At 61.0% G+C, this 21,635-nt stretch carries 24 protein-coding genes; 9 read left to right on the plus strand and 15 right to left on the minus strand.

Annotated elements, in window-relative coordinates; translation table 11 throughout:
• Window positions 1–4 precede the first annotated feature (4 nt).
• Both AWR36_RS10270 and AWR36_RS10275 read right to left on the minus strand, forming a co-directional pair.
• The gene (locus AWR36_RS10270; protein WP_067084447.1) at window positions 5–754 is read right to left on the minus strand and encodes a LytR/AlgR family response regulator transcription factor; all 750 of its coding nucleotides are present in this window, start codon (window positions 752–754) and stop codon (window positions 5–7) included.
• Window positions 751–1,935, minus strand: a complete 1,185-nt coding sequence (locus AWR36_RS10275; protein WP_067084449.1) for a sensor histidine kinase — start codon at window positions 1,933–1,935, stop codon at window positions 751–753. The genes AWR36_RS10270 and AWR36_RS10275 overlap by 4 nt, the downstream gene beginning before the upstream one ends.
• 146 nt (window positions 1,936–2,081) lie before the next feature.
• Between AWR36_RS10275 and argH the strand changes: the two genes are divergently transcribed.
• The gene (argH, locus tag AWR36_RS10280) at window positions 2,082–3,515 is read left to right on the plus strand and encodes an argininosuccinate lyase (RefSeq protein WP_067084451.1); all 1,434 of its coding nucleotides are present in this window, start codon (window positions 2,082–2,084) and stop codon (window positions 3,513–3,515) included.
• Window positions 3,516–3,813: 298 nt separating this feature from the next.
• On the opposite strand, the gene cyaY is transcribed toward argH, so the two are convergent.
• Window positions 3,814–4,146: an iron donor protein CyaY gene (gene cyaY / locus AWR36_RS10285; RefSeq protein WP_067104644.1), complete on the minus strand. Its 333-nt coding sequence runs from the start codon at window positions 4,144–4,146 to the stop codon at window positions 3,814–3,816.
• An 86-nt stretch (window positions 4,147–4,232) separates the two neighbouring features.
• Between cyaY and lptM the strand changes: the two genes are divergently transcribed.
• Genes lptM through xerC form a run of 5 tightly spaced genes read left to right on the plus strand, consistent with a single transcriptional unit; the run spans window position 4,233 to window position 8,281 of the window.
• Complete coding sequence (gene lptM / locus AWR36_RS10290; RefSeq protein ID WP_067084455.1) at window positions 4,233–4,493, plus strand: LPS translocon maturation chaperone LptM; 261 nt, start codon at window positions 4,233–4,235, stop codon at window positions 4,491–4,493.
• A complete protein-coding gene (gene lysA, locus AWR36_RS10295) occupies window positions 4,490–5,743 on the plus strand; it encodes a diaminopimelate decarboxylase (RefSeq protein WP_067084457.1) in 1,254 nt (417 codons plus the stop codon). The genes lptM and lysA overlap by 4 nt, the downstream gene beginning before the upstream one ends.
• Before the next feature lie 44 nt (window positions 5,744–5,787).
• Complete coding sequence (gene dapF, locus AWR36_RS10300; protein ID WP_067084459.1) at window positions 5,788–6,618, plus strand: diaminopimelate epimerase; 831 nt, start codon at window positions 5,788–5,790, stop codon at window positions 6,616–6,618.
• A gap of 21 nt (window positions 6,619–6,639) precedes the next feature.
• The gene (locus tag AWR36_RS10305; RefSeq protein WP_082679532.1) at window positions 6,640–7,377 is read left to right on the plus strand and encodes a DUF484 family protein; all 738 of its coding nucleotides are present in this window, start codon (window positions 6,640–6,642) and stop codon (window positions 7,375–7,377) included.
• 7 nt (window positions 7,378–7,384) lie between these two features.
• On the plus strand, window positions 7,385–8,281 hold the full coding sequence (gene xerC, locus AWR36_RS10310) for a tyrosine recombinase XerC (RefSeq protein WP_096866640.1): 897 nt from the start codon (window positions 7,385–7,387) through the stop codon (window positions 8,279–8,281).
• Window positions 8,282–8,300: 19 nt separating this feature from the next.
• On the opposite strand, the gene AWR36_RS10315 is transcribed toward xerC, so the two are convergent.
• From AWR36_RS10315 to AWR36_RS10340, 6 genes are all read right to left on the minus strand, one after another.
• Window positions 8,301–10,193, minus strand: coding sequence for a DUF3604 domain-containing protein (locus tag AWR36_RS10315; protein WP_067084461.1), 1,893 nt, complete (start codon window positions 10,191–10,193; stop codon window positions 8,301–8,303).
• Window positions 10,194–10,371: 178 nt separating this feature from the next.
• On the minus strand, window positions 10,372–10,596 hold the full coding sequence (locus tag AWR36_RS10320) for a hypothetical protein (protein WP_067084463.1): 225 nt from the start codon (window positions 10,594–10,596) through the stop codon (window positions 10,372–10,374).
• Between the two features lie 314 nt (window positions 10,597–10,910).
• On the minus strand, window positions 10,911–11,249 hold the full coding sequence (locus AWR36_RS10325; RefSeq protein WP_067084464.1) for a P-II family nitrogen regulator: 339 nt from the start codon (window positions 11,247–11,249) through the stop codon (window positions 10,911–10,913).
• 80 nt (window positions 11,250–11,329) lie between these two features.
• Window positions 11,330–12,589, minus strand: coding sequence for an ammonium transporter (locus AWR36_RS10330; protein ID WP_067084465.1), 1,260 nt, complete (start codon window positions 12,587–12,589; stop codon window positions 11,330–11,332).
• Between the two features lie 78 nt (window positions 12,590–12,667).
• Window positions 12,668–13,006 carry a P-II family nitrogen regulator gene (locus AWR36_RS10335; protein WP_067084469.1) on the minus strand — a complete coding sequence of 113 codons (339 nt, stop codon included), beginning with the start codon at window positions 13,004–13,006 and terminating at the stop codon, window positions 12,668–12,670.
• Window positions 13,007–13,058: 52 nt separating this feature from the next.
• On the minus strand, window positions 13,059–13,769 hold the full coding sequence (locus AWR36_RS10340; RefSeq protein WP_231745301.1) for a TorF family putative porin: 711 nt from the start codon (window positions 13,767–13,769) through the stop codon (window positions 13,059–13,061).
• Between the two features lie 524 nt (window positions 13,770–14,293).
• Here AWR36_RS10340 and AWR36_RS10345 point away from each other — a divergent pair.
• The 3 genes from AWR36_RS10345 to AWR36_RS10355 all read left to right on the plus strand — a co-directional run bounded on the left by AWR36_RS10345 (window position 14,294) and on the right by AWR36_RS10355 (window position 17,362).
• A complete protein-coding gene (locus AWR36_RS10345) occupies window positions 14,294–14,542 on the plus strand; it encodes an accessory factor UbiK family protein (RefSeq protein WP_067084473.1) in 249 nt (82 codons plus the stop codon).
• 80 nt (window positions 14,543–14,622) lie between these two features.
• Entirely contained in the window at window positions 14,623–16,116 is a 1,494-nt protein-coding gene (locus AWR36_RS10350) for a YifB family Mg chelatase-like AAA ATPase (protein WP_067084475.1), read from the plus strand.
• A 562-nt stretch (window positions 16,117–16,678) separates the two neighbouring features.
• A complete protein-coding gene (locus AWR36_RS10355; RefSeq protein ID WP_067084477.1) occupies window positions 16,679–17,362 on the plus strand; it encodes a hypothetical protein in 684 nt (227 codons plus the stop codon).
• 495 nt (window positions 17,363–17,857) lie between these two features.
• On the opposite strand, the gene AWR36_RS10360 is transcribed toward AWR36_RS10355, so the two are convergent.
• Genes AWR36_RS10360 through AWR36_RS10385 form a run of 6 tightly spaced genes read right to left on the minus strand, consistent with a single transcriptional unit; the run spans window position 17,858 to window position 21,593 of the window.
• Window positions 17,858–18,865 (minus strand): D-cysteine desulfhydrase family protein, encoded by a 1,008-nt coding sequence (locus AWR36_RS10360; protein ID WP_067084479.1) that lies wholly within the window; start codon window positions 18,863–18,865, stop codon window positions 17,858–17,860.
• A gap of 56 nt (window positions 18,866–18,921) precedes the next feature.
• On the minus strand, window positions 18,922–19,488 hold the full coding sequence (locus AWR36_RS10365; protein WP_067084481.1) for a GNAT family N-acetyltransferase: 567 nt from the start codon (window positions 19,486–19,488) through the stop codon (window positions 18,922–18,924).
• Window positions 19,481–20,368 carry a subclass B3 metallo-beta-lactamase gene (bla, locus tag AWR36_RS10370; protein ID WP_082679533.1) on the minus strand — a complete coding sequence of 296 codons (888 nt, stop codon included), beginning with the start codon at window positions 20,366–20,368 and terminating at the stop codon, window positions 19,481–19,483. Before bla ends, AWR36_RS10365 begins: the two co-directional genes overlap by 8 nt.
• 25 nt (window positions 20,369–20,393) lie before the next feature.
• On the minus strand, window positions 20,394–20,915 hold the full coding sequence (locus tag AWR36_RS10375; RefSeq protein ID WP_067084483.1) for a GNAT family N-acetyltransferase: 522 nt from the start codon (window positions 20,913–20,915) through the stop codon (window positions 20,394–20,396).
• 4 nt (window positions 20,916–20,919) lie between these two features.
• The gene (locus AWR36_RS10380; RefSeq protein ID WP_067084484.1) at window positions 20,920–21,372 is read right to left on the minus strand and encodes a YaiI/YqxD family protein; all 453 of its coding nucleotides are present in this window, start codon (window positions 21,370–21,372) and stop codon (window positions 20,920–20,922) included.
• A complete protein-coding gene (locus AWR36_RS10385) occupies window positions 21,372–21,593 on the minus strand; it encodes a DUF3565 domain-containing protein (protein WP_067085003.1) in 222 nt (73 codons plus the stop codon). Before AWR36_RS10385 ends, AWR36_RS10380 begins: the two co-directional genes overlap by 1 nt.
• Window positions 21,594–21,635: the final 42 nt, after the last annotated feature.

Below are 21,635 nucleotides of genomic sequence, written 5' to 3' on the forward strand. Positions count from 1 at the left end.
TCTCCTACCGGCCCAGTTCCTCCACCAGCTGGCGAATCTCAGGCAGTAACCGGCGGCTCACCTGGGGTCGCTCGCCAGAGTCTTTCAATAGCACCCGGTAGCTGCCGCCGTCGCGGCTGAGCCCGGCGATATAACGCCGGGAAACCAGTGCGTTGCGGTGCACGCGCACAAAGGTGTCCGCGAATTCCTGCTCCAGGTCCTTGAGGGACTCGTCCAGAATCGTTTCACCACCCTCGTGATGGGCGACCACATATTTGCTGTCGGCGATCAGGCAGCGAATGGTGCCCACCTCCAGCAATTCCACACCGCGTCGACTGACCGCTTTGATCTGCCGTCTGCTCGGGCTCCCCTGCCCGGAATCGACAGTGGCCAGCCGTCGCTGTGGCTTGCTCAGGCGCTGCAGCTTTTCAATGGCCGCCGACAGCTGTTCCCGCGACACCGGCTTGAGCAGATAACCGGCCGCGGCCGTGGCAAAGGCCGGCAGGGCAAATTCGTCGTGCGCGGTGCAGAAGATCATCGCCGGGGGGTGTTCACGGGCCGAGAGTGTCTCGGCCAGCGCCAGGCCGCTTTCGCCGGGCATTTCAATGTCCAGCAACACCAGGTCCGGGTCCAGCGCCTCCACCTGGGCCAACGCGGTCTGCGCGTCCACCGCCTCGCCCAGCAGCGTGCAGTGATCCAGGGCTTCAAGCTGCCGCGCCAGCCGGGCCCTGGCCAGCGGTTCGTCATCTACGATTAACACACCGAGTTCGGTCATAGTGCGGGCTCCGTACTCTCGGCTTCCGTCTTTGGCTTTTCCTCACGGCGGATATGCAGCACTGTTTCATGCTGTGCGGGCTTCGTTGAAGCCACCTCAATGGGCAACTCCACTTCGAGCCGATATAACCCGTCGATCAGTTCAGAATGAAAGCGGTAGCGATGGCCGTAGTGCGCAGCCAGGCGCTGGCGAACATTCTCCTGCGCCATGCCGTTGCCGTGGCGCTCCCGGTCCGCATCGTACCCCGGAGCGGGATTTTCGATCAGCAATCGCAACTGGCTGTCGTGGCGTCGAAGGCCGACTCGGATTTCGCCACCTCCCGGCAAGCGGGCCACCCCGTGCAGCACCGCGTTCTCCAGCAGTGGTTGCAACAGCATGGAGGGAATCAGTGCGTCATCGAGGCCTTCGTCAATCTCCCAGTGCTGGCGCAGGCGAGCGCCCAATCGCAGCGCCTCGATCTGCAGGTAGCGCCGTGCCAGGGCCACCTCCTGGGCCAGCGGCACCAGCTTGGAATCGGCAAGACTGGCACGGAACAGCGCGGAGAGATCCTCCACCAGTTTTTCCGCCCGCTGCGGATCGACGGCGATCAGGCTGGCCAGGCTGTTCATGCTGTTGAAAAGGAAGTGCGGGCGAATCCGCGACTGCAGGGCATCGATGCGGGCACCCAGTTCGGCCCGTTGCTGGTTGTGCAGCTGCTGCTGCACATAGGCATAGCGCAACACCACCCCCACACAGATGGCACCGAGAAGCGTATTGTCCAGCAGGTGCCAGAAATCAAAGCCCTGGCGCGTGAGCGAGGCGCGCAGCCATTCCTGGGCGACCAGCACCGTCATCAGCACGGCCATCACCACCGCGAAACTGGTACCTCCTGCTACCCGGTGCGGCAACTTCGCCAGCCACGGCCTCAGGCGACAGAGGATCGCGGCAGAGGGAAGGATGACCCACTGCACCACCAGCGAGACCAGCCCCAGGCGTTGCCAGCTGAACTCCCGCAGGCCGTCGACCGCCAGCACCAGCACGAGGGCCAGCAGCTCGCCCATCAACACCAGTGCCGCCACCGCCGAGACGTGGCACAGGTCTGGCAGAAACTGCAGTTGCGCAGAATCTTCGCCTTCTGGTGCAAATTTACGAATTTGCTGCGTTATACTGCCCGCCGGCTGCGCGGACTGTGGGGAGGTCATACCACTGTTATTCTTCGTGCGTTGTTATTGGGTTCGCTGCGGCTCCGCTGAGCCCGGCGCGCCCCCGAAGATACCGCCATCGCCAGACTACTTCCACTACCTCCGCCGGATTCGCGGGGTGAGATTGCAAGAGATAGCAACACGACATGAGCAACAAGAAAGACCCGGCCTCCGAGACACTGAAGACCGACGCCAACCCCGCAGCCAAACTCTGGGGCGGGCGCTTCAGTGAAGCGACTGACACCTTCGTGGAGCGCTTCACTGCCTCGGTGATGTTCGATCAGCGCATGGCACTGGAGGACATCCAGGGCTCCCTGGCCCACGCCCAGATGCTGTCTGAAGTCGGCGTATTGACTGCCGACGAGTTCCGGCAGATCGAGGGTGGCCTGAAAGACATCGCCGGGGAGATCCAGGCCGGCGAATTTCCCTGGTCAGTGGCACTCGAAGATGTGCACATGAATATCGAGGCGCGGCTGACGGACCGCATCGGCGCCACCGGCAAGAAGCTGCATACCGGCCGTTCCCGCAACGACCAGGTAGCGACCGACATACGCTTGTGGCTGCGCAACCGGATCGATGCCATCGGCTCGGAGCTGACCCGCCTGCAGACCGGACTGGTGGACCTGGCCGAGCGCGAGGCCGAAACCATCATGCCCGGCTTCACCCACCTGCAATCCGCCCAGCCGGTCACCTTCGGCCACCATCTGCTGGCCTGGAACGAGATGCTGACCCGGGACTACGAGCGGCTGATGGACTGCCGCAAGCGGGTCAACCGCTCGCCCCTGGGGGCAGCGGCACTGGCGGGGACCAGTTACCCCATTGATCGCGCGCGCACTGCGGAGCTGCTGGGCTTCGATGCCCCCACGGAGAATTCACTCGATTCTGTCAGCGACCGGGACTTTGCCATCGAGTTCTGCGCCTTCGCAGCGCTGCTGCTCACCCACCTGTCCCGCGCCAGCGAGGAGCTGGTGCTGTGGACCTCCAGCCAGTTCGACTTTATCGATCTGCCCGACCGCTTCTGCACCGGCTCCTCGATCATGCCGCAAAAGAAAAACCCGGATGTACCGGAACTGGTGCGCGGCAAGACCGGCCGCGTCAACGGGCACCTGATCGCCCTGCTGACCCTGATGAAGAGCCAGCCGCTGGCCTACAACAAGGACAATCAGGAAGACAAGGAGCCGCTGTTCGACGCCGCGGATACCGCCCTCGACTGCCTGCGGGCGTTCGCCGATATGGTGCCGGCACTGAAGGCAAAAAAAGAAAACATGCTGGCGGCGGCGGCCAGGGGTTTCTCCACCGCCACCGACCTGGCGGACTACCTGGTGCGCAAGGGTGTGGCCTTCCGCGATGCCCACGAGATCGTCGGCAACTCCGTGGCTTTCGCCATCGAGAAGGACTGCGATCTCGCCGACCTGAGCCTGGAAGAACTGCAGAAATTCTCCGACGTCATCGGGGACGACGTGTTTGAGGTGCTGACACTGGAAGGCTCTGTGGCCGCACGCGACCATGTCGGCGGTACAGCACCGGCGCAGGTGCGGGCGGCCTGTGCGCGGGCGAAGGAACTGATTACTGCGCGCTGACTTTTAGCGGCGGAGCCCGTATTCGGGCTGCTTGCAGTGCTTACTGCTTTTATTTTGTGGCCAGCTCAGTTGGCGGCACTGTTAGCGGTGGGTGTTTGCCAGACACGCTGTACATACGTCCCTGTACGCTCTACGCCGCCCTCCATGGCGGCGTAAGGTCTGGCAAACACCCACCGCTAACAGCAAGCACCTTGGCATCGCTTACGGGCTTCTATCGAGCGATGGCTGAGAGCCTGAAAAAGGCCGTGTAGCCGATCCGAAGGCCCTGATAGCGGAGCGACCCCCCCCTCATCATGCGCTATGCGCTGAGATTCAGGGACACCGTCTCCCCCTGTTGCTCGGTCAGCACCCGGTCCAGCAGCGTCGGCAGGTCTTCGCCGGTGGTGGTGCATTTCCAGCCGGGGTTCTCGAACGACAGGTGATAGCCACCGGAGCGTGCCGCCACCCACAGCTCGTGGTTGGCAGTCTGGCGGGACAGGATCACCTGGCTGCCATTGACCTCCAGGGTGAGGGTCAGCACCGCATCCGCGCGCTCGTAATCGATATCCCATTCACAGGCATCGAGCGCATCCTCGATCTCGATCAGGGTGCGTTCGATCGCTGCATTAAAGTCTGCCTGGGTCGCCGTCATAGTTACTTCTGTTACTGTGTTCATCAGGTGGAGTAGCTGGCTATACTAGCAGGCTTTTCCGCAGAACAATGCGCAGGAAACCGTCGATGTCCCGAGAAAACTTACCGTTGGCTGCTGTCCTTCTCATTGTGGGCCTGCTCGGCGCCTGTGGCCAGAAAGGGCCGCTGTACCTGCCGCAGGGAGCCGCCAGCCCGGCGCCCGCAGGTGCAGTCGCGCAGCCTCCGGTTGCGCCGGCGGGGACAGCAGTGCCGCCCGCGGAGACCGAAGCACAGAATGAAGAAGAAGAAACACGGCGCGAGCGCGATAGCGCAACCGCCGATGAGCTGGAGCCCGCAATAGAAAAATGACTGACTTCCATTACCGCGACGGCGCCCTCTGGGCCGAAGACGTCTCCCTGACGGAAATCGCCGAGCAGTTCGGTACCCCGACGTACGTATACAGCCGCGCCCACTTCGAGCGCCAGTACCGCGATTATGCGGATGCGCTGGGCGACCATCCGGGGCTGGTCTGCTATGCGGTCAAGGCCAACAGCAATCTCGGCATCCTGTCACTGCTGGCGCAGCTGGGCGCCGGTTTCGATATCGTTTCCGGTGGTGAACTGGAGCGGGTGCTGCTGGCCGGCGGCGATCCGTCCAGGGTGGTGTTTTCCGGCGTGGGCAAGACCGCAGAGGAAATGCGCCGTGCGCTGGAAGTGGGGGTACACTGCTTTAATGTGGAGTCCGACGCTGAGCTGGAGCGACTGGAAGCCGTCGCCGCGGACATGGGCGTATCTGCACCGGTTTCCCTGCGGGTTAACCCGGACGTGGATGCCAAGACCCACCCCTATATTTCCACCGGCCTCAAGGAAAACAAGTTCGGTATCGCCATCGATACCGCCATCGACACCTACCGCTGGGCAGCCAAGTCCGACCACCTGAACGTCGTCGGTGTCGATTGCCACATCGGTTCCCAGCTTACCGAGGTATCGCCGTTCCTCGACGCACTGGAAAGACTGCTGCTGCTCATCGACGAGCTGGCGGCGGAAGGTATTCACCTGAAGCACCTGGACCTGGGCGGCGGTCTCGGCGTTCGCTACCGTGGCGAGGAACCACCGCCGGTCAGCGACTATATCGGCGCGGTGAAAGAGCGCCTCGGCGACCGCAAGCTCGAGCTGGTACTGGAGCCGGGTCGCTCCATTGCCGCCAACGGTGGCCTGCTGCTGACCCAGGTGGAATTCCTCAAGCGTACTGAGGAGCACAATTTCGCCATCGTCGATGCCGCCATGAACGACAACCTGCGCCCCGCCCTTTACCAGGCGTGGCAGGACATCGTGCCGGTACACCCCAACGGCAAGGAAACCGAGCTCTGGGATATTGTCGGCCCCGTTTGCGAGACCGGCGATTTCCTCGGCAAGCGCCGCGAGCTCTCCCTGGAACCGGGGCAGCTGCTCGCCATGCTGTCCGCCGGCGCCTACGGTTTTACCATGAGCTCCAACTACAATTCGCGCCCCCGCGCCGCCGAGGTGCTGGTGGATGGTGACCGCCCCTACCTGATCCGCGCCCGTGAAAGCATGGCGGACCTGGTGCGCGGTGAGAGCAAGGCGCCGGAGAAGCACTGACAGCTTGTGCGCAAGGCGCGACGGGCGAAGTACAGAGGAATCAGATGCGGTTGAAGTTCACCAAAATGCACGGCCTGGGCAATGACTTCGTCATGCTCGACGCCATCAGTCAGCGGGTCAAACTGTCGCCGGACAAGATTCGCCGCCTGGCGGACCGGAACCTCGGTGTCGGCTGCGATCAGGTGCTGCTGGTGGAGGCGCCGCGCAATCCCGATGCGGATTTCCGCTACCGCATCTATAACGCTGACGGCAGTGAGGTAGAGAACTGTGGCAACGGTGCCCGCTGCTTTGCCCGCTTCGTGCGCGAACGCCGCCTCACCGGTAAAAATCAGCTGACCGTGGAGACCGCCGCCGGACTGCTGAGACTCAGCCTGCTGGAACGGGACCAGGTCAGCGTCGACATGGGTGTACCGGTGCTCGAGCCCGCGGACGTGCCGTTTGATGCAGACCGTCGGGCGCCCACCTACCCATTGGAAGTAGACGGTGAGGTCTATACCGTCAGCGCCGTCTCCATGGGCAACCCCCACGCCGTACTGCTGGTAGAGGACGTTGCCACCGCGCCGGTACACAAGCTGGGCCCGCTGATCGAGCGGCACGCCCGCTTCCCGAACCGGGTCAATGTGGGTTTTTTGCAGCTGGATTCGCCCGAGGAAGCTCGCCTGCGGGTGTTCGAGCGCGGCGTGGGCGAGACCCGTGCCTGCGGCACCGGCGCCTGTGCGGCCGCCGTGGCGGCGCGCCTGCGGGACCTGGTCGATGACTCTGTCAAAATCCATCTGCCCGGCGGCGCGCTGACAATCCACTGGAGCGGACCGGGACAGCCGGTTACCATGACCGGGCCCGCCACCACCGTGTACCATGGGCAGATCGTTCTCTAGCAGCAGGCAACCATTCCAACGATGACGGAACAAAGCGACGTTACCCTGGACTACATCGACAGTGACCGCGGCACCGGCAATGAGCGCGACCGCAAACTGCTGGCGCGCCAGGTGGCCCGCTACCTGATCCAGAATCCGGATTTCTTTGCCGAGCACATGGAGCTGCTGGAAACCATCAAGCTGCCCCGGGAAAATGGCAAGACCGTGTCGCTGATGACACACCAGACGCACCTGCTGCGGGAGCGCAACATCGAGATGCGACAGCGGCTCGACCAGCTGCTGCATAACGCGCGGGAGAACGATCAACTGTTCCTGCACAGCCGCCAGCTGATCCTCGCCCTGCTGGAGGCCGATTCGGTGGCCGAGGCCGGCGCGGCGCTTTACCCCAGCTTCTCTGACGACTTTGGTGTCGAGTTCACGTCGCTGATCCTGTTTGGCCCCCTGCCCGGCGGGCACAGCGCGCTCGGCGACGTGCGCTGCACGCCGCGGCCGGCGGCCGAGAACGCCATCGGCAGCATCCTGCGCAACGGTCGCACCGTATGCGGCATTCTGCGCCCGGCGGAGAAGACCTTCCTGTTTGGCAAGGACGCGGATGCGGTAGCCTCCGCCGCCGTGGTGCCCCTGGCCAACCAGCTGGGTGTGCTCGCGGTCGGCTCAAGCGACCCGCAACACTATCGCTCCAGCCTCGGCACATTGTTCCTGTCCTATATCGGCGAAGTGCTGGAGCGGCTGCTGCCGCGCCTGCTGGACGCTCGGTAATGACGCCGTGCAGCTGACGGCCGCCATCGAGCATTTCCTGCACCACCTGCAGAGCGGCAAGCAGCTCTCCCCTCACACCATTTCCGCCTACCGCCGCGATCTCGCCCGACTGCAATCCTTTGCGGAAGCGGAAGGCATCGGTCGTATCAGTGAACTGCGCGAAATGACATTGCGCAGCTGGCTGGCCGAGCTGCACCGACAGGGGCTAGGCGCAAAGAGCCTGCAGCGCTGGCTCTCCGCCGTGCGCAGTCTCTGCAATCACGCCCTGCGGGAACACTGGCTCGGCGCCAATCCCGCCGCCGGCCTGCGCCCGCCCAGGGGCGAAAAAAAACTGCCCAAAGTGCTGGATGTGGATGCGGCAGCAGATTTTGTCCAGGCGCCGGATGCCGGTGACGACCCGCTGGCGCTGCGCGACCGGGCGATGCTGGAACTCTTCTACAGCAGTGGACTGCGGCTCAGCGAGCTGACCGCGCTCAACTGGAGTGACCTGGACCTGAATGCGGCGGAAGTACGGGTAACCGGCAAGGGCGGTAAGACACGGCTGTTGCCGGTAGGTACGGAAGCCATTGCCGCCCTGAAGAGCTGGCAGCATGTAGCACCGATTTCCACCGACGGCGCCGTCTTCACCAGCCTGAAAGGCCGCCGCCTTGGCAATCGGGCCGTGCAGACGCGGCTGGCTCACTGGGCACGCGCCAGCGGCGCCGAGCAACGGGTCCATCCGCATATGCTGCGGCACTCGTTTGCCAGCCATATGCTGGAATCCAGCAGCGACCTGCGCGCAGTGCAGGAGCTGCTGGGGCACGCCGATATCAGCACCACGCAGATTTACACGCACCTTGACTTCCAGCACCTGGCCCGGGTTTACGATCAGGCGCACCCGCGGGCGAAAGACAAAAAGTCCTAGCTGCTCCCGCTACGCCCTCCTACGGGTTGTACCAGATGGGTGAGGTGTAGGCGCGCTCCTGAATACTTGCCGGTACGTCCTTAGGTCGCTTCAGGCCAAAGTATTTCGCGTCGTAAGTCGTCCAGCGCGGTGTGGGGATCTCCAGCACCCGCACATAGTAGAAGGCATTCTGCCGCCCATCGAACTCCGGATCTTTCCAGTAAGCCTGCAGGAAAGGATCCCCGATGGTATTGGTGTAAGTGGCGGCATTGGGGTCCACAGTATTACCCACTTTCTTTTCTGCGCGTGCGTCGGCCCCGATCTTGCGGTCATCGGACACTGCGACATCGTAGATCCGTTCGTGGGTTTTACCTTCAGAGTCCAGCCAGCCCTTGATGATCTGGATGCGATCGAGATTGGCCCCGTCCGGGTCGCGCAGGGCCCGCACCAGGAAGGTGGGCGCCCTGTCGGATCCCCTGAGCTCACCTCCCATCGGCACGCCATTCTCATAGCCATGCCTGGCGAAATCGGAGCGGCCGAGATCCTTCTCATTAAAGTTGAAGCCGGCAAAGACCCGCACGATCGGGCGTGTGCCGGTGGTTGCATATACCTCCCTGCGGGCCAAGGCATCCCACAGGGCCTCGCGGGTGTTTTCACGCGCCCACACGGCGGCCAGCCCGGAGGCACTGCCCTCATAGTGGCGGATGGCATAGTCCCGTCCCTCGGGATCCGGCAGGTAGCCGGTGATCTTCTCCTCGAATCGGACCGGGTCGGCGCTGGGCTCGGCTACAGTGGCCTTGCCAAAAAAGTTGTCTTCCCCGGTCGTGGCCAGCGAGGTGTGGGAGTCGGTACTGCCGATCATGCCAAACTGGTAGGGGTTGGCTCCAAGTTTCTTCTGGTGGGCCAGGCCTTGTTTCAAGGCCTCACGGGCATACTCCCGCGGCAACATGTCCTTTTCCTTGGCCGCCCCGAAACTGCCCCTGTCCCAGGTTTCGAAATCGGCGAACTCGTCGTTCGGGGACAGCAACGGATGTGTCTCGCCGTCGCCTTTGATCTGGGTCACCTCGTAGACCGGTTCCCATCTGGCGCGGCGCTCGGCGTAATCCCGATCGAAGGGTTTCTCGTCGGTGAAGGTGACACTGTCAAACATCAAACCATTGGAAAGGTTGCCATTATGCGGAATGGCGAGCACCCGGCCGCCCACCTTTTCCTCGTAGTTGGCCATCCAGCGCCACAGGTCTTCGGGGTCCTCGGAATCGTAGGCCGATAGGGGGATGATCTGGTCGGCCCTGGGTTTGTCGTCACGAAACACGACGACACGATGCAGGTTGTTGCCATCCGGGCTGGAGGTCCACTCAAAACCGATCAGTGCGGTAAACAGTCCCGGGTTGTTATGTGCATCTGCGGCCTTGGTGATGCGCTGCCACATCGATGCCATCAAGCCTTCACTATTGTCCAGGGGGTTTTCCCGTTCACCGACCGCCGCTCCCCACATCGTGTACGCCTCATCCGGCTTGCCCGCCTTGGTGAGGTCGTGTACTTGCTTGCCCCATTCACTGGCCAGCAACCTTTTGTCGGACTCCTCGATTAACGGGGCCAGGCCCAGATTCTCCGCATGGTCGGCGACAACGAGGAAATCCAGTGGGCGGTGCAGGCGGGCGGGCACCCCGGTGCTCGAGGTGACCGTTTCCCCTTTTGCAAAGCGATAGGCGGCATCCGGTCCCAGTGTATTGCCGAACATGCCGGCATCAGTGGAGTAGCTGGTATGCAGATGGGTGTCGCCAAAGAAGACCCGGTTGGGGAAATTGAGTTCCGGGTAGGGCGCATATTCCACATCGGGTTTCGACCCTTGCGGCGGCGCATCCTGCGCCATCGTCATCACGCCCGCTAATGGCATACAAATGGCAATAAGCAGCCGGCTCGACAGCTTCATCCCTGAACATCTCCAATCATTGGTTCAACGGCAGGCTGCAGCGACCCCTGGCCCGGTGCCACATAGCAGTGCTATCAAACCAGCCACGAAAGAGATAGCTCGCGCCCTGCTCTGCCGGGCGCGAGCTGTGCTCGGAGGAACCGAATGCGCGCCAAACCAGCGCGGAAGAGGCTTCCGGTCAGATAGGTCGACTACCGTATTTCGGCTGTGGCTTGCGCGGAGGATCGGCGGTTACCTCCGGATCGATTTCGGCGATGGCACCGCCACTGGCGAGATATTCCTCGATATCCTCATTGAGTTGACTGCGGGCCCGCTCGCGGGAAGTGATACTGCGTTCTTCGGCAAAATCCTCATTGTCTTTTGCGCGTGAAGAACTGCCCTGATCCTGATAACCGTCTTTCATGATTGAGACCCTGTAACTGCTACTTCTGTTACAGAGGAAGTACCCCTGTGCCGCACTGCACCATGCTTCAAATCGCGGCGATTAATATATAGGCAGCTTTGCCATAACGCGCCAGCGCCCGGCATCAACAAACGTAGAGTTTTTTGTTGCCGTCCGGTTACGGGTTATCGCTGTTGGTTATGGACAAAAACGCGACAGGAATTTTTGCGGGGAGGGGAAGAAAAGCAAGCGGCCAGCGTGGCAGCAGAAGCCACAAAATAAAAAAGCCCCCGCGGGGGCTTTTCGGACTGCAGAAAGAAATCCGTCAGCGGCGCTTAAACCGCCTCAGAACCGGTTTCACCGGTACGGATACGAATGACTTCTTCCAGAGCAGTAATAAAGATTTTGCCGTCGCCGATCTTGCCGGTCTGGGCGGCCTTGGTGATGGCCTCCACGGCGCCGTCCACCATGCTGTCATCCACTGCCAGTTCCAGTTTTACCTTGGGCAGGAAGTCCACCACATATTCTGCGCCACGATACAGTTCAGTGTGACCCTTCTGGCGACCGAAACCCTTGACCTCGGTAACTGTCATGCCCTGCACGCCCACTTCGGAAAGCGCGGTGCGCACGTCATCCAGTTTGAAGGGCTTCACCACAGCCGTGATTAATTTCATTGCGTCTTATTCCCCTGGTCGTTTGTTTCTGCGGGAAGTTCAGCCGCCGGCTCCGGAGAGCCGGCGACAGGTGCGGACAGTTATTTGCCCATGAATTCCGGATAAGCTTCCATTCCGCACTCTACCAAGTCAACACCTTCTTGCTCCTCGTCCTCGCTGACGCGGATACCGGTGATGGCCTTGAGCAGGAACCATACGGCGAAGGAGGCGGCGAATACCCAGACAAAGATCGTGGCAGCACCGATCAGCTGGCCGCTGAAGGAGGCACCGTCGTTGGTAACCGGCACCAGCAGCAGGCCCAGCAGACCAACTACGCCGTGTACGGAAATGGCACCCACCGGATCGTCGATCTTCAGCTTGTCCAGGGTGACGATGGAGAAGACCACCAGCACACCACCAATGGCACCGAACAGGGTTGCCTGCAGGGCAGTCGGGGTGGACGGTTCAGCGGTGATGGCTACCAGGCCAGCCAGTGCGCCGTTCAGCAGCATGGTCAGGTCAGCCTTGCCGAACAGCACGCGAGCGGTGATCAGTGCCGCAATAGCACCACCGGCAGCGGCGGTATTGGTATTCAGGAACACCATGGCCACGGAGTGAGCACTGGCGGCGTCGCCCAGCTTCAGGACAGAACCACCGTTGAAGCCGAACCAGCCCATCCACAGGATGAAGGTACCCAGGGTTGCCAGCGGCAGGTTGGCACCGGGGATGGCGTAGACCTCACCATTGGGGCCGTACTTACCCTTACGGGCGCCAAGCAGCAGTACGCCGGCGAGAGCCGCGGCCGCACCGGCCATGTGGACGATGCCGGAACCGGCAAAGTCAGAGAAGCCCAGGTCGCCCAGGTTGTACAGGCCGAACACATCAGCACCGCCCCAGGTCCAGGAACCTTCCAGCGGATAGATAAAGCCAGTCAGCACCACGGCGAAAGCGAGGAAGCTCCACAGCTTCATGCGCTCGGCCACGGCACCAGAGACGATGGACATGGCAGTCGCCACGAACACCACCTGGAAGAAGAAGTCGGATGCACCGGAGTAGACCGAGTCACCCTCGAAGCCGTTCTCGGCAGAGCTGGCGAGCACGCCTTCTGCATCGAATGCCTCAATGCCGGACAGCATCCAGCCGCCGTCGTACATGATGGCGTAGCCGGTCAGCAGGTACATGATGCAGGCAATAGCGAATAGCGCCACGTTTTTGGTGAGAATTTCCGTGGTGTTCTTGGATCGCACCAGGCCCGCTTCCAGCATGGAAAAGCCCGCTGCCATCCACATGACCAGTGCACCACACACCAGGAAATAAAATGTATCAATTGCATACTGCAACTGAAAAATTTGGTTTTCCATCGTTCGCTCCGTTCAATCCCAAAAGTTTTGTTTGACTAGGTTGTTGGTTTAACGCCGCTGCGCCACACCATTTTTTCTTCAGATCGCCTCTGCGCCGGTTTCGCCGGTACGGATTCGCACTACTTCTTCCAGCTCGGAAACAAAAATCTTGCCGTCGCCAATCTTGCCGCTGTGGGCGGCGGTGCCGATGGCTTCCAGCACTGCATCCACGCTGCTGTCATCCACGGCAATCTGCAGCATGGTTTTGGGCAGGAAATCCACCACATATTCCGCACCACGGTAAAGCTCCGTGTGGCCCTTCTGGCGACCGAATCCCTTTACCTCGCTGACCGTGATACCGGTGACACCGGCCTCGGCGAGCGCATCGCGCACGGTGTCGAGCTTGAAAGGTTTAATAATTGCTGTGATCAGTTTCATCTGTGATCCCCCAAAGTATTGGGGCCCCACTCCGCCGAGCAGGGCCCAACGATTACCAGCTGTAGGACGCGCCGGCGAGAACGGACGGCTCACACCAGTCCAAGCCGAAGCACTCACTGTCACTGATGTCAGTACCCACCAGGGACGCGCTCAGACTCAGGCTGCCGAATTCCTTACCCAGGGTGACTGAGTAATCGATGTAGGAATCTGCCTCGAACAGGAAACCTTCTTCGTCGAACATGTTGGCGCCGACATGCAGGCCCAGGCTCATGTCAGCCGGCAGGGCAAAGCTGTACTCAGCGTACGGATAGTAGAAAGCGCCGGTAGCGGCCCAGTAGTCATCGGAATAGGCCATGCCCAGAGTCAGGTCAGAGATGCTGACGCTGCCGTAGATCTCCTGGTAATCCTCATCGTTATCGCCACCGTGGTAGGCGTAATAGATGTAGCCGACGTCATAACTGACGGTCTCGCTGATCTCACCGGCGTAGCCACCGTAGAAATCCTGCTCGTAGTCTGTCTCGTCTGCGCCGTAGGCAAAGTCCACCTGGGAGGCCCAGGTACCGAGGTAAAAGCCATTGCCGAAATCCAGGTCAACACCGCCCTGCACGGCTGCGCCACCATCGGTCTGCGATATGCCGCGGAACTTGTAGTCGGTGACAACACCCAGGTTGGCGCTCGCGGACAAGCCCCCTTCGGCGTTAACGGCAGAGGATGCGGCCAGGGTCAGGGCCCCGACAGTCATTACGGCTGCAATTTTTTTCATGTTATTTCCCACCTTAAATCTCCTTGGTCTCTGTGATCTGTGATTTTTTTGTTGTGACTACAGCCTGTCAGCAACGGGTGCCGACCATTGGATGGATGGCGGCTCTGCTGTTTCGCCTTGTGAGCTGTCCTTGCCCGGGGCTGATACACCCGACGGAATCGCGTTCCGGAGGGGAGGCTGCTGGGTGATAAATTGCACACTTGATGCCAAGTTGTTTTTTTATTGATAAATCAACGAGTTAGAGCTTGCCAAGGGTCAATGACAGGGAACTTTCTGATGCGAGCGGCAAGCGGCACGCACCAAAATGGTCCCACCGGAAGCGTCGCGCACAGGAAAAGGGCTCGCCGGTGGTGCGGCGAACCATTTGGGCGCAGTGGGTTGTGCGGCTGCGTCAGTGAGAGGCATCGGGAGAGGCATCCGGCCCCGGGCCGTTTCGGCCAGCTCGGCGGCTGGGGTACAATCCGTCGGAGTTTGCCGGCAGCGGGACCGGTACCGATCAGCGTGTGAAAGGTGAGGGTAGAAAATTGTCGTCAGACAAGCTGCAGCAACTCCTCGATGAACTCAGGGCACAGGGCGCGGTGATCACCGACGACCTGCGCGATGCGCTCACCGTAGCCATGGGCAAATTGCCGCTGGTTTCGCAGCGGGAATTCGACACCCAGGTGGCCATTCTCGAGCGCACCCGGGAAAAAGTGGCCGCACTGGAAGCCCAGGTAGCCCAACTGGAACAAGCACTGAGTCAGGGTGGCGAGGAGTCACCCGGTACCGATTAAGGACAGCATCGGGCCTGCAAAGACTGCGACCGCATTGGGGAGTAGCGGATCGCTGAACAACAAATTTCAGGGAAGAAATTGTGAGCCTCTCCGTCACCTATGCCCGCGCCCAGGTGGGCGTCTCCGCCCCGCTCGTTACCGTCGAGACTCATCTGGCCAATGGCCTGCCCGCGTTTAATATCGTCGGCCTGCCGGAGGCGGCGGTGCGCGAGAGTCGCGACCGGGTGCGCAGCGCCCTCATCAATAGCCACTTCGAATTCCCCCAGCGCCGCATCACCGTCAACCTGGCTCCCGCCGACCTGCCCAAGGAGGGCGGGCGTTACGACCTGGCCATCGCTATCGGTATCCTGGCGGCCTCGGGCCAGGTGCCCGTGGAGCCGCTGCAGGAATTTGAGTTTGTGGGTGAGCTGGCACTGACCGGTGCGCTGCGACCAGCCAGCGGCGCCCTGCCGGCGGCCATCGCCAGCCGCGACGCCCGGCGCACCCTGATCGCCCCGGAGGACTGCGCCGATGATGTGGCGCTGGCCGACGGTGGTGCCCGGGTGGCGGGCTCACTGCTGGAGGTCTGCGCCCAGCTTCACGGCCGGGAGTCCCTGCCAGTTGCCGAAACCGCACCCGACAGTGACTTGTGGCACTACCCCGATCTCGCCGATGTGCGCGGTCAGCTGCGGCCCCGCCGCGCCCTCGAAGTGGCCGCCGCCGGCGGACACAACCTGCTTTTCTACGGCCCCCCGGGCACCGGCAAAACCATGCTGGCCAGCCGGCTGCCGGGCATACTGCCGCCGCTGTCCCGTGACGAGATGGTCGATGTAGCGGCCGTCTATTCCAGTGCAGGGTTGCCGCGGCAGCCGGCGCGACCATTTCGAGCGCCCCACCACAGCGCATCGCCCACCGCGCTGGTGGGCGGTGGCAGCAATCCGCGCCCGGGGGAGATCTCACTGGCCCACCGCGGGGTGCTGTTTCTTGACGAGATGCCGGAGTTTCCCCGCCATGCCCTGGAGTTATTGCGGGAACCGCTGGAGAACGGTGAGGTGCGCATCTCCCGCGCCCGCGCCCAGGTCACCTATCCGGCCCAGTTCCAGCTGGTGGGTGCCATGAACCCCTGCCCCTGCGGCTACCTGGGCGAGTCCCGCTGCCGTTGCACGCCGGACCAGATCGATCGCTACCGCAACAAATTGTCCGGTCCGCTGCTGGACCGGATCGATATGCAGGTGGAAGTGGCCAGCATGAATGCCGCCGAGCTGCAGGAGGCACCCGCCGGTGAGTCTTCCGAGACAGTGCGGAAACGAGTGCTGACTGCGCGCGAGCGGCAATTAGCGCGGCAGGGCGCGGTCAATGCCCAGTTATCCGGCAGTGCCCTGGAGCAGCACTGCGCGCTCGGTCAAAGTGAACGCGCCATGCTGCGGGCCTCGGTGGAACAGCTGGGCCTCTCTGCCCGCTCCTATCACCGGGTGTTGCGGGTGGCCCGCACCCTCGCCGACCTGGCCGGCCTCGATACCATCGGCGCGACACAGGTGGCCGAGGCACTGGCCTATCGCAACCTGGATCGCCGCCCAACTTCGGTCAACGCCTGATTACCAATATCCGCTACCATAGACAATCGAAAGGATGGCATATAGGCAGCCCCAAGCCGGCTCCCTAAGGAGACAAGACCGAGGGAAATTCAACATTGCATATATTATCGGTACCCTCGACCGAGCAACATCAGCGATTCTCTGCTGCGGATTTTCACCTAAACATGTCTATTCCTGCTAAATTCCGGCCTAAGAGGTATAAGTCTGATAACTTAAATTCTTAGCAGCCATATACACCCGACCCTCAGACATAAGCAATCATGCAAGATTGAGAGTTTCACAACCAGCTCTATTCAGAAGCAATTAATGCCATTTGCGTCAACAAATTAAATTAACAAACGAAATTTTATCGCTATCGGCAAAGACAATTCTTCCTGTAATATTTTTATATTAAACGACACTAAATTGCAGATAGCCAACCAGTTAGCAACATGTATAATTATGGCTCAAGTCAAACACTAACCAACCGCCCCCAGCAGATTTGATATGCCTTGATTACTGATTTTCAATCCGGCTCTGGATCTGCAGGAAAAGGAATAATAACTTAAAGGGAGCATAGGAGATGAAACTTCATACGAGTCTTCTAATTTTATTTCTAGCAGTTTCGCTCTGTGATCAGGGCAATGCCAGTGATTTGTACATTAAAGCAAGCTACGGAGAATCGAGCGCCCTCGATCAGGAATTAAGTGATGACCTAATCATCAACAATTCCGAAGATATCGAAGGATCAGCAGCTTATGCAATTGCTGCAGGTTATCAATTTAGCCCCTATTTAGCGGCGGAAATTAGCCATGCGAGCCTATCTAACTTTGACTTTAATGAATCTTACAAAGGATGGTATGGCTATGACCCTTATAGATCCTACAACATCACCCACAATGACACCCTAAAAATTACCAGCAGATCTACGGGCTTAAGTACCATATTCTCTACCAATATAGAAAATCAATTCTTTGCCGGGGTAAAAATTGGACTTCAGCAATTCCAGACAAAATGGCAAGAAACCCAGACACGCGCTGGATATTATTTTGATATCGACCCGAACAGTGGAGATCGATACCCTACAAAAGATATTGCAACAGAGCTCGATAGTTACCAGAGACAAAAATCAGGTTTCGGCGTGCACTATGGTGCAATTTTTGGCCTTAAGGTTCACAGCTGGCACATGGGCCTAGAACACACTATTCAAGGCCTGGAGAATACCGAAGCCAACATGAGCGCGGTATTTATCACTAAAAACTTCTAACATCCAAATTAGCGCCAGCACTGCTGGCCATCGTATGTTTATGATGCAATCTTATGTAATCGATTCGCCTCTTGTAGCGGGCGCCAGGTATAACGTGTGAGTCAATTATCACGCCAATGAAGATGAAGGCTGCATGCTTACAGGGGCTTTTCCGTCGAGACAGGGAAGTGCTCTAAGGTACCCGGAGTGGAGCGCATGCCGAAGCTAATGCCTGTGAGCCGTCTGTAATCTTGCGGGAGGTACTGGCTAGCCTAAACACCATCGGTACCGACCAAGTGACTGAAGCAGTGGCGTACTGCAACCTAGATAGGCGGGCAGGCGGAGCCTAAGTCTAACTTCCCGGAACCTCTTGACAATAAATTGCCCAGAAGCATCGGACAGAGCGCTACTTACTAAATGGAACGCGAACTCAGTGGGCGATATCGCCTTTACCTGCGACAAGTGCGGCGCTATCTCTGAGAGGCGGGCCTCAGTTAAGCCGCCCATTCGCGTCCATCAGAGAACCGGTGTCTCTCCGACCCCAAGCTGGTCGCCGTAGGCAAACAACGCCGGTGCACCGCCGGTATGCCAGAACAGCACACGGTCAGAGGCCTTGAAGGCACCGGCGCGCACCAGGCCCAGCAATCCCGCCATGGCGCGGCCGGTGTACACCGGATCCAGCAGAATACCCTCGGTGCGCGCCAGCAGGCCGATGGCTTCCCGCTCGGCATCACCGACCACGCCGTAACCCTCCCCCAGGTAATCGTCGTCCAGAATCAGGTCGTCGCTGGTAAATGGTTGCGAATGGCCCAGCCGCGCAGCCGCCTGTCCGGCCAGGTCAACAATGTGGTCTGCGAATGGCCGCTCCCCGCCGGCGCCCTTGTCGATATTGATACCCACAATCCTGGTGGGCAGCTCCAGCAAGCGCGCGCCGACCATCAGGCCGGCATGGGTACCGCCGGAGCTGGAGGCAAACACGATATGCGTGAAAGGCCCGCCCTGATCTGGCCACTGGGATTCAAGCTCTTCGAGGGCTGCAACGAAAGCCAGTGCACCCAGATCGCTGGAGCCGCCATAGGGCGCCACATAGAGTTTGCGGCCCGCCCGTTCGAGGTAGCGCACCACCTCGTTCAGGTCTTCCCCCTTGCGGTGTCCAGGCGTCCAGTGAATATGACAGCCGAATAACTGGTCCAGCAGCAGGTTGCCATGGGCCTGCTCGGGCGCCCTGCCCCCCAGCAGCAAATGGCATTCCAGTCCCAGTTTCGCCGCTGCCGCTGCAGTCTGCCGGCAGTGATTGGATTGCGCCGCACCGGCGGTGACGATGGTATCGGCACCCCGGGCCAGGGCATCGGCGAGAATAAATTCCAGCTTGCGGGTCTTGTTGCCACCAAGAGCAAGGCCTGTCTGGTCATCGCGTTTGATAAACAGTTGCGGGCCGCCCAGCGCCTCGGTCAGTCGCTCGAGCGGATGCAATGGCGTGGGGAAAAAACCGAGGGATTGCCGGGGAAGTTTGTGGGTCAGCATACTGGTGTCCGTGTATTTTTGACGTCCCTGAATTGTTCACATTGATGGCGCAGCCGCTAGCGAACAGACTGCGCGCGCCACCGCTCGCGCGAAAGACGGTAAAGGCAATGGCACCGTAACGGGCTGGTGGCCGGCACCAGGGGATGATCGAAAGTCTCTGGATCGCGCTGCATCCCCAGGCGCTCCATCACGGCCTGGGAGCGCTGATTCGGCAACGCGGTAAAAGACATCACTTCCTCGAGCGCCAGCCGGTCAAAAGCCACCCCCAGTGATGCCTGTGCAGCCTCGGTGGCATAACCCTGGCCCCAGTATTCCGCAGCAAGCCGCCAGCCAATCTCAACTGCGGGCGCAAACGGCAATTCGTCGCTGACCATCTTGATACCGACAAAGCCAATAAACGCTCCATCGTCCAGGCGCTCCACAGCCCAGAACCCCCATCCGTGCTGCTGGATATGGGCAATCTGTCGATCGACACCGGCATCGCTCTCGGTGCGGGTCAGCGCAGAGGGAAAGTGCTCCATCACCCGCGGGTCCGCATTTATTTTGGCGAAGGGCGCTCTGTCGCTGTCGCGCCACTGGCGCAATTGCAGTCGCTCGGTTCTGGGTTCGATCAGGTCAACCACGGCTGCCTTGCTCGCCGCGCTCTTTTGCAATCTGCTTGTCCAGTTTTCTGCGGGCATTGTCTGCGTAGGTGGCGCAGCTGATCGTCTCTGCCTGCTCCGCCCGGGCACCATACTGCCAGCCGCTGCCGCCCGGATGCGGCGTCAGCAACAGGTCGCAGGGCAGCTGCGCTACCCGGGCGAAAGTTTCCCGGTAATCGTCGATGATCATCGGGTAGCGGGGGTTATCCACCAGCTGATAGCCGGGTGCGCTCAGGCTGTCTACGTAGGCGATGTGCACGGATTTGCCGGCGCGGGTATCAGTCCAGGTCCAGCTCAGACTACCGGGCGTGTGCCCGGGGGTGAAGTGCGCCTGCAGCTCCAGCTCGCCCAGTGTCACCACTTCGCCGTCCTGCAGGATGCGATCGACGCTCACCGGCGGGTACAACAGATCACCAAAATGAAGGTCGTCTGCTCCGCCCCGGGCGAGCAGGACCGCTGACTGGGCGTTACTCAGCAGCTGCGCGCCGGTGGCTCGCTTGACCGCCGCCAGCGGGCCCGAGTGATCCGCGTGGGCATGGCTGTGCAGGATCAACTTCAGGTCCCCGGGTGCCACCCCCAGCTTGCCCATATTGGTCAGCAGCAGTTCGGCCATCTGTGGCATACCGCCGTCGATCAACACGGCACCCTCACTGGTCTTCAGTAACAGCGCGCTGAGACCGGCGGTGCCGATCTGCCAGGTGTTCTCCGCAATCTGCAGCGGCTCGATCGGCTGGCGCCAGGTGGCAGGCACCTCGTAGGCCTGTAATTGCCGCAGGGGCTCCGCCGCGGCCGCTGCACCGGTTGCTGAGAACAGCGTGAGTGCTGTGGCCGCTAGCAGGGTTCTTGCGGTTGTTATTTTCATTGCGGATTCCTTCTCCAATGCCCGGTCAGGAATGATTGCTTGCAGCCAGCCCATCCGGCGCACACACGGTGCTGGCCGGCGCGATCATGTAGTGGCACTGATCGATCCAGTCGAACGGCTCCGGATACTCCGCCACCGTAAATCCCAGCCGCCGGTAGAGTGCAACGGCAGCCGCATTGTCCTTGAGTACAAACAGCGAGCACTCGGATGCCGACAGCTCGGCGCAGCCGCGCCGGGCCAGCTCGCGCACCAGTATTTCTCCTAGCCCCTCACCGCGGCGCGCCGGTGCAACGATCAACCGGCCCAGGTGGCAGCGCTCGCGGCGCCGGTAGTACTGGCCAAAAGCGAGTAATTCGCCATTGTCATCGATGAGAGATCCGGCGGCGAGCTCCCCCCAACGGCAGTCCTCACGGAAGCTCTCTTCGCTAAACGGGTAGCGGAGCACGGGCCCGCCCCACTGCTGGCACTGCTGCCTGTCAGTAATCCAGGACATCAGGGTGCCCAGGTGCTGCGGCGCTGGCTCGATCAGCCGGGGGGTGTTATCCACTGCCCTACTTCTTCTGCTTGGCCAGCCAGCGGTCCAGCTGATCGGCAAACGCCTTGCGGTCGGTCTGGCTCAGCGGCGGCGGCCCGCCGGTGTGCATGCCACTGGCGCGCATGGCGTCCATAAAATCACGCATATTGAGGCGCGCGCGGATATTGGCCTTGGTGTGGCGCTCGCCACGCGGACTCAGGGCCTCAGCGCCTTTCTCGATCACCTCGGCGGCCAGCGGGATGTCGCTGGTGATGATCAGGTCACCGGCGCCGCTCAGGCGCACGATCTCGTTGTCGGCCACGTCGAAGCCGGCGGTTACCTGCATCGACTTGATATAGCGGGACGGCGGCACCCTCACCGGCTGATTGGCTACCAACAGCATTTCGGTTCCGGTGCGCTCGGCGGCGCGGAACAGGATTTCCTTGATTACAACAGGGCACGCATCCGCATCCACCCAGATTTTCGCCATCAGTCTTTGCTCTCTTCAATTTGATCCGGCGGTGCGCCCTCGTCGCACTTCTTGCACTCGAGGCATTCACCCCGCATGCCGGCCCGGCCGCTGTCGGTAATCACCCAGGGGCGGTTCTGCCAGGGCGGGTCGTGACGCACATGCTGGAAGTGGCCACAGGCAAGCTCCGCTACCCAGTGGCCTTCCTCATCCCGATGGTAACCGGTGATCGGTTGCTGCATGGTGCGGGCTCCGCGCTCTGGTCCGTCGTTATAGCCAATCGC

This window comes from Microbulbifer flavimaris, from assembly GCF_001641755.2.
GTDB classification, from domain to species: Bacteria; Pseudomonadota; Gammaproteobacteria; order Pseudomonadales; family Cellvibrionaceae; genus Microbulbifer; species Microbulbifer flavimaris.

Excerpts from the sequence above, each read along its gene's own strand:
- AWR36_RS10355 (WP_067084477.1), top strand. The coding sequence starts at position 16,679 with ATGAAACTTCATACGAGTCTTCTAATTTTATTTCTAGCAGTTTCGCTC.
- AWR36_RS10335 (WP_067084469.1), bottom strand. The coding sequence starts at position 13,006 with ATGAAACTGATCACAGCAATTATTAAACCTTTCAAGCTCGACACCGTG.
- AWR36_RS10275 (WP_067084449.1), bottom strand. The coding sequence starts at position 1,935 with ATGACCTCCCCACAGTCCGCGCAGCCGGCGGGCAGTATAACGCAGCAA.
- AWR36_RS10325 (WP_067084464.1), bottom strand. The coding sequence starts at position 11,249 with ATGAAATTAATCACGGCTGTGGTGAAGCCCTTCAAACTGGATGACGTG.
- AWR36_RS10305 (WP_082679532.1), top strand. The coding sequence starts at position 6,640 with ATGACGGAACAAAGCGACGTTACCCTGGACTACATCGACAGTGACCGC.
- dapF (WP_067084459.1), top strand. The coding sequence starts at position 5,788 with ATGCGGTTGAAGTTCACCAAAATGCACGGCCTGGGCAATGACTTCGTC.
- cyaY (WP_067104644.1), bottom strand. The coding sequence starts at position 4,146 with ATGACGGCGACCCAGGCAGACTTTAATGCAGCGATCGAACGCACCCTG.
- AWR36_RS10385 (WP_067085003.1), bottom strand. The coding sequence starts at position 21,593 with ATGCAGCAACCGATCACCGGTTACCATCGGGATGAGGAAGGCCACTGG.
- bla (WP_082679533.1), bottom strand. The coding sequence starts at position 20,368 with ATGAAAATAACAACCGCAAGAACCCTGCTAGCGGCCACAGCACTCACG.
- argH (WP_067084451.1), top strand. The coding sequence starts at position 2,082 with ATGAGCAACAAGAAAGACCCGGCCTCCGAGACACTGAAGACCGACGCC.
- AWR36_RS10380 (WP_067084484.1), bottom strand. The coding sequence starts at position 21,372 with ATGGCGAAAATCTGGGTGGATGCGGATGCGTGCCCTGTTGTAATCAAG.
- AWR36_RS10320 (WP_067084463.1), bottom strand. The coding sequence starts at position 10,596 with ATGAAAGACGGTTATCAGGATCAGGGCAGTTCTTCACGCGCAAAAGAC.
- AWR36_RS10340 (WP_231745301.1), bottom strand. The coding sequence starts at position 13,769 with ATGAAAAAAATTGCAGCCGTAATGACTGTCGGGGCCCTGACCCTGGCC.
- AWR36_RS10315 (WP_067084461.1), bottom strand. The coding sequence starts at position 10,193 with ATGAAGCTGTCGAGCCGGCTGCTTATTGCCATTTGTATGCCATTAGCG.
- AWR36_RS10330 (WP_067084465.1), bottom strand. The coding sequence starts at position 12,589 with ATGGAAAACCAAATTTTTCAGTTGCAGTATGCAATTGATACATTTTAT.
- lysA (WP_067084457.1), top strand. The coding sequence starts at position 4,490 with ATGACTGACTTCCATTACCGCGACGGCGCCCTCTGGGCCGAAGACGTC.
- AWR36_RS10270 (WP_067084447.1), bottom strand. The coding sequence starts at position 754 with ATGACCGAACTCGGTGTGTTAATCGTAGATGACGAACCGCTGGCCAGG.
- lptM (WP_067084455.1), top strand. The coding sequence starts at position 4,233 with ATGTCCCGAGAAAACTTACCGTTGGCTGCTGTCCTTCTCATTGTGGGC.
- AWR36_RS10360 (WP_067084479.1), bottom strand. The coding sequence starts at position 18,865 with ATGCTGACCCACAAACTTCCCCGGCAATCCCTCGGTTTTTTCCCCACG.